Annotated in this window: 16 protein-coding genes; 3 read left to right on the top strand and 13 right to left on the bottom strand. The window is 68.7% G+C overall.

All coding sequences use genetic code 11. The annotated features are described in order from the left end of the window. Positions 1–111: 111 nt before the first annotated feature. On the bottom strand, positions 112–363 hold the full coding sequence (locus ACE3TL_RS14090) for a FliM/FliN family flagellar motor switch protein (RefSeq protein ID WP_374532415.1): 252 nt from the start codon (positions 361–363) through the stop codon (positions 112–114). 81 nt (positions 364–444) lie between these two features. Here ACE3TL_RS14090 and lipB point away from each other — a divergent pair, with 81 nt between their 5' ends. Then, positions 445–1170 (top strand): lipoyl(octanoyl) transferase LipB, encoded by a 726-nt coding sequence (gene lipB, locus ACE3TL_RS14085; RefSeq protein ID WP_374579313.1) that lies wholly within the window; start codon positions 445–447, stop codon positions 1168–1170. Positions 1171–1184: 14 nt separating this feature from the next. Here the strand turns inward: lipB and ACE3TL_RS14080 are convergent, their stop codons facing one another. Continuing rightward, complete coding sequence (locus tag ACE3TL_RS14080) at positions 1185–3161, bottom strand: acetyl-CoA carboxylase biotin carboxylase subunit (protein ID WP_374579312.1); 1977 nt, start codon at positions 3159–3161, stop codon at positions 1185–1187. Between the two features lie 7 nt (positions 3162–3168). Beyond that, complete coding sequence (locus ACE3TL_RS14075) at positions 3169–3489, bottom strand: heavy metal-binding domain-containing protein (RefSeq protein WP_374532412.1); 321 nt, start codon at positions 3487–3489, stop codon at positions 3169–3171. A 57-nt stretch (positions 3490–3546) separates the two neighbouring features. On the opposite strand from ACE3TL_RS14075, the gene msrB reads away from it, so the two are divergent. Beyond that, positions 3547–4041, top strand: a complete 495-nt coding sequence (msrB, locus tag ACE3TL_RS14070) for a peptide-methionine (R)-S-oxide reductase MsrB (protein WP_374579311.1) — start codon at positions 3547–3549, stop codon at positions 4039–4041. Positions 4042–4102: 61 nt separating this feature from the next. Continuing rightward, positions 4103–5074 carry an SDR family oxidoreductase gene (locus ACE3TL_RS14065; RefSeq protein WP_374579310.1) on the top strand — a complete coding sequence of 324 codons (972 nt, stop codon included), beginning with the start codon at positions 4103–4105 and terminating at the stop codon, positions 5072–5074. On the opposite strand, the gene ACE3TL_RS14060 is transcribed toward ACE3TL_RS14065, so the two are convergent. The 10 genes from ACE3TL_RS14060 to ACE3TL_RS14015 all read right to left on the bottom strand — a co-directional run. Next, positions 5071–5895: an aminoglycoside phosphotransferase family protein gene (locus ACE3TL_RS14060; protein ID WP_374579309.1), complete on the bottom strand. Its 825-nt coding sequence runs from the start codon at positions 5893–5895 to the stop codon at positions 5071–5073. The two genes, ACE3TL_RS14065 and ACE3TL_RS14060, sit on opposite strands and share 4 nt — an antisense overlap. Positions 5896–5938: 43 nt before the next feature. Further along, on the bottom strand, positions 5939–6805 hold the full coding sequence (locus tag ACE3TL_RS14055; protein ID WP_374579308.1) for a BON domain-containing protein: 867 nt from the start codon (positions 6803–6805) through the stop codon (positions 5939–5941). Between the two features lie 71 nt (positions 6806–6876). After that, positions 6877–8409 carry an acyl-CoA carboxylase subunit beta gene (locus ACE3TL_RS14050; RefSeq protein WP_374579307.1) on the bottom strand — a complete coding sequence of 511 codons (1533 nt, stop codon included), beginning with the start codon at positions 8407–8409 and terminating at the stop codon, positions 6877–6879. Positions 8410–8476: 67 nt separating this feature from the next. Next, on the bottom strand, positions 8477–9253 hold the full coding sequence (locus tag ACE3TL_RS14045) for an ATP12 family chaperone protein (protein WP_374579306.1): 777 nt from the start codon (positions 9251–9253) through the stop codon (positions 8477–8479). Positions 9254–9269: 16 nt separating this feature from the next. Next, on the bottom strand, positions 9270–10253 hold the full coding sequence (locus tag ACE3TL_RS14040) for an RluA family pseudouridine synthase (protein WP_374579305.1): 984 nt from the start codon (positions 10251–10253) through the stop codon (positions 9270–9272). Then, positions 10250–10633, bottom strand: coding sequence for a fluoride efflux transporter CrcB (gene crcB, locus ACE3TL_RS14035; RefSeq protein ID WP_374579304.1), 384 nt, complete (start codon positions 10631–10633; stop codon positions 10250–10252). The genes ACE3TL_RS14040 and crcB overlap by 4 nt, the downstream gene beginning before the upstream one ends. Before the next feature lie 51 nt (positions 10634–10684). Next, a complete protein-coding gene (locus ACE3TL_RS14030; protein WP_374579303.1) occupies positions 10685–11176 on the bottom strand; it encodes a hypothetical protein in 492 nt (163 codons plus the stop codon). Continuing rightward, positions 11173–11970, bottom strand: coding sequence for an RluA family pseudouridine synthase (locus tag ACE3TL_RS14025; RefSeq protein WP_374579302.1), 798 nt, complete (start codon positions 11968–11970; stop codon positions 11173–11175). Before ACE3TL_RS14025 ends, ACE3TL_RS14030 begins: the two co-directional genes overlap by 4 nt. Beyond that, positions 11967–13268: a replication-associated recombination protein A gene (locus ACE3TL_RS14020; protein WP_374579301.1), complete on the bottom strand. Its 1302-nt coding sequence runs from the start codon at positions 13266–13268 to the stop codon at positions 11967–11969. The genes ACE3TL_RS14025 and ACE3TL_RS14020 overlap by 4 nt, the downstream gene beginning before the upstream one ends. Positions 13269–13336: 68 nt before the next feature. Then, positions 13337–14332 (bottom strand): PDZ domain-containing protein (locus ACE3TL_RS14015; protein WP_374579300.1); only part of this gene is annotated, 996 nt, incomplete at its 5' end.

Raw genomic sequence — 14332 nt, 5'->3', positions numbered from 1 at the left:
ACTTCCACGGGTTGCCCCACAGCGACCTCAACGCTGCGCGTCTACCAATTCCGCCACGACCGCTCGTGGTGAGGCGCGGCAGGTAGCAAACCCCCGCGGCTTTGTGAAGCCCTACTGACCGCCTGCCATGAAGTCATACACATCTGCGGCGCGGGTGACGGCGATGGAGATGCGGTCCTCGTTGATCTGAATCTCGCCGCGGGCGACCGGATGGTTGTTCGCCAGGATCCAGACTTCCTCGTTCACGCCCGCGTCCAGCGGGATCACCGCGCCGCGTCCCATGCGCAGGAGCTGTTGCATGGGAAGGGTCGAACGGCCGAGAAGCACCGATATCTCGACATTGACTTCGTTGATCTGACCCAAGACGCAGAGCCCTTGAAACTCTAAGACACGCGGCCGGCGAGGCTTTGCGCAAAGCCGCCCGCACGCCACATTGGGTCCGACATGCTTGACCGCTCGTTAAACATCGCCGCGGACGCCCCGATCTTCGGGCGCGATGACGCACGCCCGGCCGGTTGGGCGGTGAGCTGCGGCCAGGTCCCCTACCCCGACGCGGTCGCCGCCATGGAGGCGCGCGCCGCCGCCATAGCCGACGGAACGGCCGGCGAGCTGGTCTGGCTGCTGGAGCATCCCCCGCTCTACACGGCCGGAGTTTCGGCCAGGGAAACGGACCTGCTCGACCCGGACCGATTCCCGGTGTTCGCCAGCGGACGCGGCGGGCAGTTCACCTATCACGGCCCAGGACAGCGGGTGGCCTATGTGATGCTGGACCTCACCCGGCGGCGGCGCGACGTGCGCGCCTTCGTCGCCAGCCTGGAGGCCTGGGTGATCGGCGCCCTGGCCCATTTCAACGTCGAGGGCGAGATACGCGAGGGCCGCGTCGGCGTCTGGGTCGAGCGCAAGGCGCCCGGCGTTACGCCACGGGAAGACAAGATCGCCGCCATTGGCGTGAAGCTGCGCCGCTGGGTGTCGTTCCACGGCGTTTCGCTCAATGTGGAGCCGGACCTGGCCCACTTCTCGGGGATCGTGCCCTGCGGCCAGACCGAGCATGGGGTGACCAGCCTGGTGGACCTCGGCCTGCCCGTCACCATGGACGAGGCCGACGAGGCGCTGAAGGCGAGCTTCCGGCGGGTGTTCGGCGAGGTCGAGGAGGCCCCGCCGCCGATTTGAACCCAGGTCAGACCTTAGGCGAACTCGACCAGCACCTCGTCGGCGGCGACGCTGTCGCCGGCCTTGGGGCCGACCGTCTTCACCACGCCCTCGCGCTCAGCGCGGATGATGTTCTGCATCTTCATCGCCTCGACCACCGCCACGGCCTGACCGGCCTGGACCGACTGGCCAGGCGTCACGTCCATACTGACCACCAGGCCCGGCATGGGCGAGAGGATCATCTTGGAGGTGTCGGCCGCCTTCTTCGGCGGCAGCTTGCCGTGCAGCTCGGCCGAGCGCGGCGTCAGCACCAGGACATGGCGCGTGCAGGCGCGGTGGCGGACGATGAAGCCCTCGGCCGCCGGCTTGACCAGGGCGGTGAACGGCTGAGCGTCCAGCACGGCGCGGAACAGCGGCTGGCCCGGTCGCCAGTCGATCTCCGTCAGGGAAAGGGTGCGGCCGTCCTCGAAGGCCACGTGGAACGCATCGCCGCCGTTCGAGAGGCGGACCTTGCACCGGTCGTGGCCGGCGATGACCACCCATTCGTCACGGACCAGTTGCGGCGCGCTGCGGGCCGTCAGCCGCCGGTGCATGGCGCAGGCGGTCGCCGCCAGCAGGTCGGCCTGGAAGGCGGTCGGCTCTGTTCCGGCGAAGCCGTCGGGGAATTCTTCCTTGATGTAGTTGGTCGAGAGCGCGCCGGAGCGGAAGCGCTCCTGATCCATGACCGCGGCCAGGAACGGGATGTTGTGGCCCGGCCCTTCGATATGAAAATCCTCCAGCGCGCGGCCCATGGCGTCGATGGCCAAGAGGCGGTCCGGGCCCCAGGTCGAGAGCTTGGAGATCATCGGATCGTAGAACATCGAGATCTCGTCGCCTTCGCGCACGCCGGCGTCGTTGCGGACCTTGGCCGCTCCCGAATTCCCCTCCTCCGGCGGCAGGTAGCGCACCAGGCGGCCAATCGAGGGCAGGAAGCCGCGATAGGGGTCTTCGGCGTAGATGCGGCTCTCGATCGCCCAACCATTGATGGCCAGGTCCTGTTGGCCGAAGGCTAGCGGCTCGCCCGCCGCCGAGCGGATCATCTGCTCGACCAGGTCGACGCCGGTGATCAGTTCCGTGACCGGATGCTCGACCTGCAGGCGGGTGTTCATCTCCAGGAAGAAGAAGCTCTTGTCCTGGCCGGCGACAAACTCGACCGTGCCGGCGCTGTCGTAGTTCACCGCCTTGGCGAGGGCGACGGCCTGGGCGCCCATGGCCGCGCGGGTGGCCTCGTCCAGCAGCGGCGACGGCGCTTCCTCGATGACCTTCTGGTTGCGGCGCTGGATCGAGCATTCGCGCTCGAACAGATGGACGACGGCGCCGTGCTTGTCGCCCAGCACCTGGATTTCGATATGGCGCGGGCTTTCGATGAACTTCTCGATGAAGATGCGGTCGTCGCCGAAGCTGGCCTTGGCCTCAGCGCGGACCGCGGGAAAGCCCTCCTCCACGTCCTGCGGCTTCCAGGCGACGCGGATGCCCTTGCCGCCGCCGCCAGCCGAGGCCTTGATCATCACCGGATAGCCGATTTCGCCGGCGATCTTCAGGGCGTGGGCGGTGTCGTCGATCTCGCCCACATGGCCGGGCACGGTCGAGACGCCGGCTCTCGCGGCGAACTTCTTGCTCTCGATCTTGTCGCCCATCGCCTCGATGGCGCCGGGGTTCGGCCCGATGAAGACGATGCCCTCGGCCGCCAGCCGCTTGGCGAAACCGGCATTCTCCGACAGGAACCCGAAGCCGGGGTGCACCGCCTCCGCGCCGGTCTCCCTGCAGGCCGCGACGATCTTGTCGGCGACGAGATAGCTCTCGGCCGCCGGCGCGCCGCCGATGAAGACGCTCTCATCGGCCATTTCCACGGCCATGGAGTCCGCGTCCGCCTCCGAATAGACGACCACCGTGGCGATGCCGAGCCGGCGGCAGGTCTTGATGATGCGGACGGCGATCTCGCCGCGATTGGCGATCAGGATTTTCGAAAACATTGAACCTTTAGCGCAGCTTGACGGCCGTTCCGGCGGCGGTGACCATGAGCATGCCGTTGTCGGCGCCCATGGCTTCATAGTCGAGATCGACGCCGACCACGGCGTCGGCGCCCAGCTTGGCCGCTTCCTCGCACATCTCGCGGATGGCGATGTCGCGGGCCTCCCTCAAGGCCTTTTCATAGCCGCCGGCGCGGCCCCCGATGATGTTGGTGATGCCGGCGAACAGGTCGCGGAAGATGTGCGCGCCGATGATCGCTTCGCCGCTGACGACGCCCAGCGTGCGGGCGATATCCCGTTCGGCGACATGGGGCGTGGTGCTGGTGATCATGGCCTTATCCCTCCGGCGCACTTTCGCGATGGCTTCGGGGACCTTAAATTGGAGCCCATGAGCACGCCAGCCGCCTCCCCTTCCGGATTTGACCTCACACCGCCGGACGCGGCGGAACGCAAGGCCCTTGAAGCAGGACTTTCCCGCGAGGAAGCCGACGTCCTGCTGCACCACGGCACCGAGGCGCCGTTCTGCGGCGGCCTGCTCGATAACAAGGAGGACGGCGTCTACTGCTGCCGCCTCTGCGGCCTGCCGCTGTTCCGCGCCGGCACGAAATTCGAGAGCGGCACCGGCTGGCCCAGCTTCTACGCCCCGTTCGACGAGGCGCATGTGGTCGGGGTGCGTGACGTCAGCCACGGCATGATCCGCATCGAAACCCGCTGTGCGCGCTGCGACAGCCACCAGGGCCACGTCTTCCCCGACGGCCCGCCGCCGACACGGCTGCGCTACTGCATCAATTCGGTGTCGCTGGAGTTCATCTCGAATAACGAGCCCCTGCGCGATCCACTCGGCCGCGGCGATCAGGCGGCCTTGAACGTCCACGCCGGCTGAGGGCTTGGCGGACCGCACGTAAAGCAGGCAACCTCCCTGAAAACATAGGGAGGCGCAGGCCATGAAGGACTTCGCGGGAAAGATCGCCGTCGTCACCGGCGGCGGGACGGGCATGGGCCGCGAACTGGCCCGGCAATTGGTCGCCGAAGGCTGCAGCGTGGCCATGTGCGACGTCTCGGCCAGGGCCATGGCCGAGACCGTCAGGCTGATCGAGGCCGATGGCGCGCCCCAAGGCACCAAGGTCTCCACCCACGTTGCGGACGTCTCGCTGGAAGCAGCCCTGATCGCCTTCCGCGACGAACTGGCCGCCGAGCATCAGACCGACCGCATCCACCTGTTGGCCAACAACGCCGGAATCGGCGGCGGCGGCAGCATGGTGGCCGACAGCCGCGCGGCCTGGGAAAAGACCTTCAACGTCTGCTGGGGCGGGGTCTATCTGGGGGTGCGAACCTTCCTGCCCATGCTGATGGCCGCCGACGAGGCGCACATCGTCAACACCTCCAGCGTCAACGGCTTCTGGGCCACCATCGGGCCGAACACGCCCCACACCGCCTATGCGGCCGCCAAGTTCGCGGTGAAGGGCTTCACTGAGGCCCTGGTCACCGACCTGCGGCTCAACGCGCCGCACGTGAAGTGCTCGGTGGTGATGCCGGGCCACATCGGCACCTCGATCGTCGCCAATTCACGCAAGGTCCAGGCCGGTACGGATTCCGACGAATTGAGCGCCGACGAGATCGCCCAGGCCCGCGCCCGGATCTCGGCGGCCGGCGTCGACACCAGCCAGCTCACCGACGCGGCCGTGGCCGCCCTCAGCGCCGACGCGGCCCGCCGCTTCCTGGAGGATGCGCCCATGACCGCCGCCGCGGCGGCCAAGGTCATCCTCGACGGGGTGAAGGCCGAGCGCTGGCGCATCCTGGTGGGCGACGACGCCCAGCAGATCGACCAGTGGGTGCGGCGCGATCCCGAGCGCGCCTACGAGCCGGAATTCTTCGCCGATTTCGCCCGCGAAGTCGGCTGGCGGCTCGGCGGCTAAAGGCCCAGCTCCGCGGCGGCCAGTTCGACGATGGCGAGCCTTGCGTCCAGCGTTTCGCCATTCAGCGGCTCTTCGATGATCCACGCAGCCGACAGAGCGCTATAGGCCAGGATCCATTGCAGCACGCGTCGGGGGTCCTGGCCGCTGCGCTGGGCGACCATGCCGAGACGCCGTTGCAGGCGGCCAGGCTGCAGGGCCACGACGGCGTCGGGGTTGCAGAAGGTGTTGGCGTAGTCGTAGCCTCGCTCGCCCAGCAGCCCCTTGGGATCGATGGCCAGCCAGCCGCGCGGGCCGAAGTCGAGAATGTTGCCGTGGTGGATGTCGCCATGCAGGGGGACGACGTCGCGCGGCGCTGCCAACAGCGTCTTCGCAACCGCAGCGGCCTTGGCGAGAATCCCGCCGTGTGCGGCGGCCGTCGGCGCGAGTTGCCGAAACCAAACGTCGAGGGGCGCGAGGCTGGTCGGTGCGGGCTTCCCTCGGGAGCTATGCAGCCTCTCCACGGCCGCGCAAATGATCGCCGTAGCCTCGTCATCCCGGCCGCTTCCGGCCATGTCGGCCAGCGAGGCTGTTCCCGTGGCGCGCTCGAGCAGCAGCGCTTCGCCTTGCCGGGCCAGTACGCGGGCCGCGCCCTCCCCGCTCCACCACTCCATCAGCGCGCCGCCCGCGATCTCCTCGGGCGCTGAAGCCATCTTCAGGATAGCCGGCGCACCGCCGTGACGTACGGGCAGCAGCAAGCTCCCCGTATGGTCGGTGACGAAAGGCTCGCCGTCGGGAATTAAGTCCCACTGATCGAGCCACGGCTGGAAGGACGGTCCGGACACGCCGCCGATCTAAGTCCTCGGCGCGCCCGGACCAAGAGCGAACTCAGTTGCGGGTCGGGCGGGCGGCGGCCTGCATCTGCGCTTCGTTGGCGCTGTCGCCGAATCCCAAGCCCGATCCGGTGATCGGGTCGCCGCGGCGGACGCGCAGATTGTTCTGCACATGGGTTACGCCCGACATGTCCTCGATCAGCCGCTCGGCCCGGTGCTTGGCCTCGCGCTCGCTCACCGTACCGTTCAGAGTGACCTCACCGCCCGAAACGGCGATTTCGATCCCGCTGGCGTCGAGCCAGGGGTCCTCGGTCAACAACTCGTTGGCCTCTTCGCTGATCCGCTCGTCGGTCCGCTTGTAGCTGGCCGGCCCGCGTCCGCGGTGCTTGGGGTCGCCTTCGCCGAACCAGGCGGCCATGCGATCGCCGGCCCGCTCCCAGAAGCTGCGGCGATCGTCCTCCTCGTAGCGGCCCTTGTGCTCGGGGTGATGGTCGCCATAGGCGATGCGATAGGCGTGCTCACGCCGCCCGCGATCCCCGTCGTAGCGGGAAGCGCCATAACCGCCCCGGCCGGACCACAGAGCGCCGCCCTCCGTGATCGAATGGGGCCGGTATTCGTCGCGATAGATGCGGCGTCCAGCGTCGCCATAGTGGCGGCCGCCCTCCGAAGCTCCGCCGTAGCCGTAATAGCCGCCAGCGCCATAACGCGCGCTGGTGTAGTCCACGCCCCGCTCGCGCTCGCCGAACACCCGCTGGTCGCGGACCTCGTAGGGGTCGAAGCTTCGTTCCTGCCGCCGAACGCCGTCATAGCCGTCGCGTTCGTAGTCGTCGGCGCCGTACTCGCCGCGGCCATAGCGTCGAGAGCGCCGCTCGGGGTCCATTCGCTCGCGCTCGTCGCGCTGATCCATCCATCTGCCGGCCATCTGTTCCTCCTTTGCGTCTTGGCGCCAAGAACGGAGGAAGCGCGAGGCCGGTTCCGTGACGTTTTCGCGAGCTACAGCGGGATATTGTCGTGCTTTTTCCAGGGATTGCTGAGCTGCTTGCCCTTCAGGTTCTTCAGCGCCCTGGCGATCCGGCGGCGTGTGGAATGGGGCATGATGACGTCGTCGATATAGCCGCGGCTGGCGGCGACGAACGGATTGGCGAAGCGTTCCTTGTACTCGGCCTCGCGCGCGGCGATCGCCTCGGTGTCGCCGATCTCCGAGCGGAAGATGATCTCGACCGCGCCCTTTGAGCCCATGACCGCGATCTCCGCCGTCGGCCAGGCGTAGTTGAGGTCGCCGCGGATATGCTTGGAGCTCATCACGTCATAGGCGCCGCCATAAGCCTTGCGGGTGATCAGCGTCACCTTCGGCACGGTCGCCTCGGCATAGGCGAACAGCAGTTTGGCGCCGTGGCGGATCAGGCCGCCCTGCTCCTGCTTGGTGCCCGGCATGAAGCCCGGTACGTCGACGAAGGTGACGATCGGAATGTCGAAGGCGTCGCAGAAGCGCACGAAACGCGCGGCCTTGCGGCTGGAATCGATGTCCAGCACCCCGGCCAGCACCTGGGGCTGGTTGGCGACCACCCCGACCGTCGCGCCTTCCATGCGCCCGAAGCCGCAGATGATGTTCTTGGCGAAGTCGGGGCTGATCTCGAAGAAGTCGGCCTCGTCCACCACCTTCAGGATCAACTCCTTCATGTCGTAGGGCTTGTTCGGGTTGGCCGGGACCAGGGTGTCGAGCGAGGCTTCGACCCGGTCGGGCGAGTCGTAGCTCTCGCGCTGAGGCGGCTTCTCTCGGTTCGAGAGCGGCAGGAAATCGACCAGCCGCCGGACCTGGGTCAGGGCCTCCAGGTCGTTCTCGAAGGCGCCGTCGGCCACCCCCGACTTGATGGCGTGGACGCGATAGCCGCCCAGTTCCTCGTGGGTCACTTCCTCGTGGGTGACGGTCTTCACCACGTCCGGACCGGTCACGTACATGTAGGAGGTGTCCTTCACCATGAAGATGAAGTCGGTGATGGCGGGCGAATAGACGTCGCCCCCGGCGCAAGGCCCCATGATGACGCTGATCTGCGGGATCACCCCGCTGGCCAGGGTGTTCTGGAGGAAGATGTCGGCATAGCCGGCCAGGCCGTCGACGCCTTCCTGGATGCGCGCGCCGCCCGCGTCGAACAGGCCGATGATCGGCGCGCCGACCTTCAACGCCTGCTCCTGCACCTTGACGATCTTCTGGGCGTGGGCGTTGGAAAGAGATCCGCCGAAGACCGTGAAATCCTTGGAGAACACGAAGACCAGGCGACCGTTGATCCGCCCCCAGCCCGTGACCACGCCATCGCCCGGCACCTTCTGGTCGGCCATGCCGAAGTCGGTCGCGCGATGCTCGACGAACATGTCGAACTCCTCGAACGAGCCCTCGTCGAGCAACAGGTCCAGGCGCTCGCGCGCGGTCAGCTTGCCCTTGCCGTGCTGGTTCTGGATGCGCCGCTCGCCGCCGCCCAGCCGGGCTTCGTCGCGGCGCTTTTCGAGCTCTTCCAGGATATGCTTCACGGCGGGCCTCCAAGGTGACGCCAAAGGCGTAGTCGGACGATCCGGGCCTTGCAACAGTCCCGCCGCGTCAGGCCAGCGCCTTGAACCAGCGCTCCAGCATCCCGGCTTCTTCCAGCAGGCGCGCGGTCCGCTCGGCTGCCTCCTCGTCGATCCCCCACTTCTCTTCCTGATAGGCCTCGTCGATGCGCGACAGGGTCCAGGCTTCCTCGCCGGTCAGCCAGCCGCGTTGCAGGGCGAAGGCCAGGACCGCCGAGCCGAACAGCGGGGTGCCGAAGGCGACGCCCGTCAGGGCGAAGTCGTCCAGATCCAGGGCCAGCGCCTGCACCGCATCGAGCGTCTCCTGCGGTTGCTGGGCGTGGATGATGCCGGTGGCGCGCTGGAAGACCAACGCCAGCTCGTGCTCGGCCCGCCGCAGCACCGGCTCCCAGCCGGCGACCTGGCGCTCATAGAGGCTGTCGCCCCCCTCCGAGAAATAACAGAGCAGGTCCGTCGCCGCGTACTGCGCCACCTGGGCGGCGGTCGCCTCGCGGGCCTGGGGCACGGCCTCGATGGCCGTGAAGGCCAGGCGCGTGACGTGCATGGCGGCGATCTCGATATAGGGCTGCTGGGCGTCCCATTCGGCGGCGACCATCTCGGCCAGGGCCTTCGTCGGAACCCGGAGCTGGCCGCCCTTGGGCGAGCGGACGTTGCGGCCGTCCAGCTTCACGGTGAAGCCGCCATTCTCGGCCGTCACCGTCACGTCCTTGTAGAATCGCTTGGGCTTTTCGCCCGGCTCGATGAAGCCCTTTTGCACGCGCATCTCCTTGCTGGCCGTGCACATGGCCGCCAGCGGCGCATTGCGCAAGCCGGGCCTTGCGCCCCTAGCGCCGCCGACGCGGCTTGAACGGCTCGGGGTCGGCCTCGTGCTCATCGAAGCCGAAGCGCGCGAAGCCCTCCTTCAACTCCTTGCTGATCGGCGCCTCCAGGATCAGCGTCCCGCGCGAGGGATGCGGAATGGTCAGGCGGCGGGCGTGGAGCTGCAACTTCAGGTTCCCCGACAGCTCGGCCGAAGCCTCGGTCCGGTATTTCGGGTCGCCCAGGATCGGATGGCCCATGGCCAGCATGTGCGCGCGCAACTGATGGGTCCGGCCGGTATGCGGACGCAGGGCCATCCAGGCGACGCGATGGGCCGCGCGGCTGACGGTGACGAACTCGGTCTCGGCCGGGTCGGCGTGCGGGTCCTTGGGATCGGCGGGCACGACCATTTCGCGATCGCCGACGCCCTTCTTGGCCAGATGCAGCTCCATCACGCCCTCGGCCGGCTTGGGCGTGCCCAGGACCAGCGCCCAATAGGTCTTCTCGGCCCGGCGGCGGGCGAAGGCGCCTGACAGCTTGGCGGCCGCGCCAGGCGTCTTGCCCAGCACCAGCACCCCGGAGGTGTCGCGGTCCAGGCGGTGGACCAGGCGGGGCCGCTCCAGCCCCTCGCCCCAGGCGCTCAGCAGGCGGTCGATATGCTTGACCGTCTTGGTGCCGCCCTGCACCGCCAGGCCCGACGGCTTGTTGAGCACCAGGACTTCCTCGTCCTCGTAGATCACCAGCGACTTGGCGTAGGCGATGTCGCGCGGATCCAGCCCCGGCTTCTCGCCCGGCTTGGGCGCAGCGGGCAGAGGCGGCACGCGGATCATGGCCCCGGCGGCCAGCCGCTGGTCGGCCTTGGCGCGGGCGCCGTCCACGCGGATCTGACCGGACCGGGCGAGCTTCTGCACCTGGATCTGCGAGACGTGCGGCCAGCGGCGACGGAACCAACGGTCCAGCCGCACGCCGTCCTCGCCCGGATCGACGGCGATGTTGCGAACTTCCCTCATGCGAAGACCTTGCGGGCCAGCATCAGGCCGACGAACAGCGCCGAGACCGACAGCAGCACCGACGCGACCGCATAGGTAAAGGCCTGGCCGTAGGTCCGGCGCTCGATCATCAGCGCCGTCTCAAGCGAAAAGGCCGAAAAGGTCGTGAAACCACCCAGCACGCCGACGCCCAGCAGTACGCGCAACCGCTCCTGGTCGGCCCCGCCCCGGTGAGCCAGGTATCCGGCCAGCACGCCCATCAGCAGCCCGCCGGAAAGATTGGCGATAAAAGTGCCGAATGGCCAAGCAGGGCCCCACAGCCGCAAGGCCTGGACGCCCAGGGCGTAGCGCGCCATGGCGCCGGCCGCCCCGCCGACGGCCACGAGTATGAACTTCTCCATGCGGCCCTTATGCGCTGCGCTGCGCCTTGCACGCAAACGCTGGATCAGGCTCTAGATTCGGGTCCCGACCGTGCGGCGAACCTCGCGGGCGTCATAGACTTCCGGTCCGGCGGGCGCCGGCCGTCCCTTGCCCATCAGGACCTCGATGCTCTGCACGATCGCGGGTCCGCCGCCGAGGTTGAAGCTGGTTCCCAGCCCGACGCCGACCCCGCTGCGATAGCCGCCGCTGCCGCCGCCCGCGCCGATCGAAACCCGCGGACCGCCGCCTTCGCCGCTCTGGGCCGTATAGCGGTCGACCACCCGGAACCAGTCGTAGCCGTCGGCGATCGCCAGGTCGGCCGCCCGCAGCAGCGCATAGTCCGCGACCTGGGCCGCCGGCGCGCCCGGACCACCGCGGAAGGTCACGCGATAGCGGCCGGTCTCAATCCTCTGTTCGGAGAACCCGACGCTGCTGGGGCCGGTCGCGGGGCCATAGATGGTGGGCGCCGTCGCGCAGGCGGCGAGCGCAAGGGCGAACAGGGAGGCGGCGAGCGGGCGTTTCATGACCCGCTAACGGCCAAGCCTGCCCCACTGTTCCTCTTGGCCAGGCCAATAGTTTCGATCAGCGCCTGCATGTCTTCTGGAACCGCCGCTTCGATGCGCTTCATGCCGCCGCCGGGATGCGGAAAGGCCAGGGCCGCGGCGTGCAGCATCAGGCGCGGCGCCGGCGCGCCGCCGACCATCAGCGCCCCGCCATAACGCACGTCGCCGGCGATGGGGCGGCCGATAGAGGCCAGGTGCACGCGGATCTGATGCATCCGCCCGGTCTGCGGATTGAGCTCCAGCAACGCGGCCTGATCGTTGGCCGCAAGCGTGCGATAGCGCGTAAGGGCCGCCTCGGCGTCGGGGTGGTCGGGAGCGCAGGTCCGCATATAGGCTTCGCGGCCGATCTCCTCGCGGCGCAACGGCGTCTCGACGACGCCGGACGCCGGCTGCGGCGCGCCGGGCGTGACGATCGCCCGATAGGTCTTGGTCAGCCGCCGTCCCATCATGTGCTTGCCCAGGAAGCTGGCCGCGGGCTTGGTCTTGGCGGTGAGGATCACGCCGGAGGTGTCGCGGTCCAGCCGATGGATCAGGCGCGGCCGCGCCTTGCCCGGCTTGGCGAAGGCCCAGAGCAGTTCGTCCAGGGTGTTGACCTGGCCGCGGCCGCCTTGGCTCGACAGGCCCGAGGGCTTGTTGAGGGCCATGACCTCGGCGTCCTCATAGATCACCAGGCTGCGGACGAAGGCGACCTCCTCCGGCGTCAGGACGACCGGTTTCGGCTCGGCCTTGGCCTTCGGCGGCGTGCGCGGTTTCACGAACGAGACTTCCGCATCTCCGCCCAGCGCTCCAGGCGCTCCTTGATCCGGGCCTCCACGCCCTCGCCCTTGGGCCGGTAGAAGACCTGCCGCTCCATGCCCTCGGGAAAGTAGTTCTGGCCGGAAAACCCGCCCTCGACGTCGTGGTCGTAGGCATAGCCCTTGCCGTAGCCGAGGTCCTTCATCAACCGCGTCGGCGCATTGCGGATATGGGCCGGCGGCGTCAGCGAACCGGTCTCCTTGGCCGCGCGCTGGGCGGCCTTGAAAGCGGTGTAGACAGCGTTGGATTTAGGGGCGGCGGCCAGATGCACGACCACCTGGGCCAAGGCCAGTTCTCCCTCCGGGCTGCCCAGGAAGTCGTAGGTGTCCTTGGCGGCGTTGGCCAGGACCAGCGCCATGGGATCGGCCTCGCCGATGTCCTCGACAGCCATGCGGATCAGGCGCCGCGCGATGAACAGCGGGTCTTCCCCCCCGCCCAGCATCCGCGCCAGCCAGTAGAGCGCCGCATCAGGGTCGGAGCCGCGCACCGACTTATGCAGGGCCGAGATGAGATTGTAGTGCTCCTCGCGATCCTTGTCGTAGGCCGGGCTGCGCTTCTGGAGCACCTGGCCCAGTTCCTGGACCGAAAGCGGCTTGGCGGTTCCGATGTTGAACAGGGTCTCGGCCAGGGTCAGCAGGTAGCGGCCGTCGCCGTCGGCCATGGCGATCAGGGCCGCGCGGGCTTGCGGCTCCAGCGGCAGCTTGCGGGCCTCGTGGGCCTCGGCCTTGGCGAGCAGGGTCTCCAGCGCTTCATCGTCCAGGCGTTTCAGGACATAGACCTGCGAGCGCGACAGCAGCGCCCCGTTCAACTCGAATGACGGGTTTTCGGTGGTTGCGCCGACCAGGGTGACGATCCCCTCCTCGACGAAGGGCAGGAAGCCGTCCTGCTGGGCGCGGTTGAAGCGGTGGATCTCGTCGACGAACAACAGGGTCGACTGGCCCGCCGCCCGGCGCATGCGCGCCTGCTCGAAGGCCTTCTTCAGGTCGGCGACGCCGGAGAACACCGCCGAGATCTGCTGGAACTCGTAGCCCGCCTCCTTGGCCAGCAGCCGGGCGATGGTGGTCTTGCCGGTGCCGGGCGGTCCCCAGAGGATCATCGAGGACAGCCGCCGCGCCTGCGCCATGCGGCCGATCGGGCCGTCGGGCCCGAGCAGGTGATCCTGGCCCACCACTTCGGAGAGGCTCTGCGGACGCAGCCGGTCGGCCAGCGGCGACGGCGCGTGGGGCGTAAGTCCTGCGGCTTCGAACAGATCGGCCATGGCGCGTTCTAACCTTCCCCGCGCCCCGGCGCGAGAGCGACGCGCATGGGCGCTGCCCTGCCCGTCCGTCAGGTGCGGAAGTTGGCCGTGACCTCCTGGCCGTTGCGCTCGATGGTCACCTGCCACTGGCCGCCGCTCTGAGTGAGCTGGGCGGTCAGGTCACGCACCGTGTTGATCTCGCGGCCGTTCACCCGCCGGATCAGGTCTCCGGGCCGCAGGCCGGCGTTCATCGCAAAGCCGCGGCTGATATTGGTCACCAGGACCCCCTTGCCCAGGAAGGGGTCGAGGCCGAGTTCATCGGCCACCGCCGGCGACAGGTTGACCACGGTCGCCCCGTCGAACGGGTTGCGGCCGCTGATGACCTGTTGGTCGCGCGCCGGGGTCGCCGGCGGGGCTTCGGCCCGCAAGGTCAGGCTCTGCTCTCCGCCGCCGCGTCGCACGCCGAGCCTCAAGGTCTCCCCCGGGCGGCGCGACGAGATGGCGTAGGACACCGCCGCGGCGTCCACCGCCGGACGGCCGTCGACCGAGACGATGACGTCCCCTTGGCGCAAGCCCGCGCGCGCCGCCGGCCCGCCGGGCCAGATGTCGGCGACCAGCGCGCCCTGCGGCGTGGTCATGCCCATCGAGCGGGCGATCTCGGCCGTGACCGTCTGGGTGCGCGCGCCCAGCCAGGGGCGCACGACCGCCTGGCCGCCGCCGGCCGCGGTCTCGACCACCCGCCGCACGATGGCCGCCGGCACGGCGAAGCCGACCCCGGAGGAGGTGCCCGAGCGCGAGAGGATGAAGCTGTTCACGCCGATCAGGTCGCCGTCCATGTCGACCAGGGCCCCGCCGGAATTGCCGGGATTAATGGCCGCGTCGGTCTGGATATAGGCGTTGGCCGCGTCCCCGTTCGGATCGGCCGTGCGGTTGAGGGCCGAGACGATGCCGTTGGTCACCGTCTGACCAACGCCGAACGGGTCGCCGATGGCCAGCACCAGGTCGCCGACCTGGACCTCGCCCGAATCGTCGATGGCCAGGGTCGGCAGGCGCTCGTTTCCGACGTCGATCTTCAGCACGACCAG

The sequence above is a fragment of the Phenylobacterium sp. genome (assembly GCF_041920015.1).
GTDB lineage: Bacteria > Pseudomonadota > Alphaproteobacteria > Caulobacterales > Caulobacteraceae > Phenylobacterium.
This window is presented reverse-complemented; position numbering and strand designations above follow the sequence as displayed.

Coding starts and splice junctions, on each gene's coding strand:
- msrB (WP_374579311.1), top strand. CDS start 3,547: ATGAGCACGCCAGCCGCCTCCCCTTCCGGATTTGACCTCACACCGCCG.
- ACE3TL_RS14065 (WP_374579310.1), top strand. CDS start 4,103: ATGAAGGACTTCGCGGGAAAGATCGCCGTCGTCACCGGCGGCGGGACG.
- crcB (WP_374579304.1), bottom strand. CDS start 10,633: ATGGAGAAGTTCATACTCGTGGCCGTCGGCGGGGCGGCCGGCGCCATG.
- ACE3TL_RS14030 (WP_374579303.1), bottom strand. CDS start 11,176: ATGAAACGCCCGCTCGCCGCCTCCCTGTTCGCCCTTGCGCTCGCCGCC.
- ACE3TL_RS14020 (WP_374579301.1), bottom strand. CDS start 13,268: ATGGCCGATCTGTTCGAAGCCGCAGGACTTACGCCCCACGCGCCGTCG.
- ACE3TL_RS14040 (WP_374579305.1), bottom strand. CDS start 10,253: ATGAGGGAAGTTCGCAACATCGCCGTCGATCCGGGCGAGGACGGCGTG.
- ACE3TL_RS14080 (WP_374579312.1), bottom strand. CDS start 3,161: ATGTTTTCGAAAATCCTGATCGCCAATCGCGGCGAGATCGCCGTCCGC.
- ACE3TL_RS14055 (WP_374579308.1), bottom strand. CDS start 6,805: ATGGCCGGCAGATGGATGGATCAGCGCGACGAGCGCGAGCGAATGGAC.
- lipB (WP_374579313.1), top strand. CDS start 445: ATGCTTGACCGCTCGTTAAACATCGCCGCGGACGCCCCGATCTTCGGG.
- ACE3TL_RS14075 (WP_374532412.1), bottom strand. CDS start 3,489: ATGATCACCAGCACCACGCCCCATGTCGCCGAACGGGATATCGCCCGC.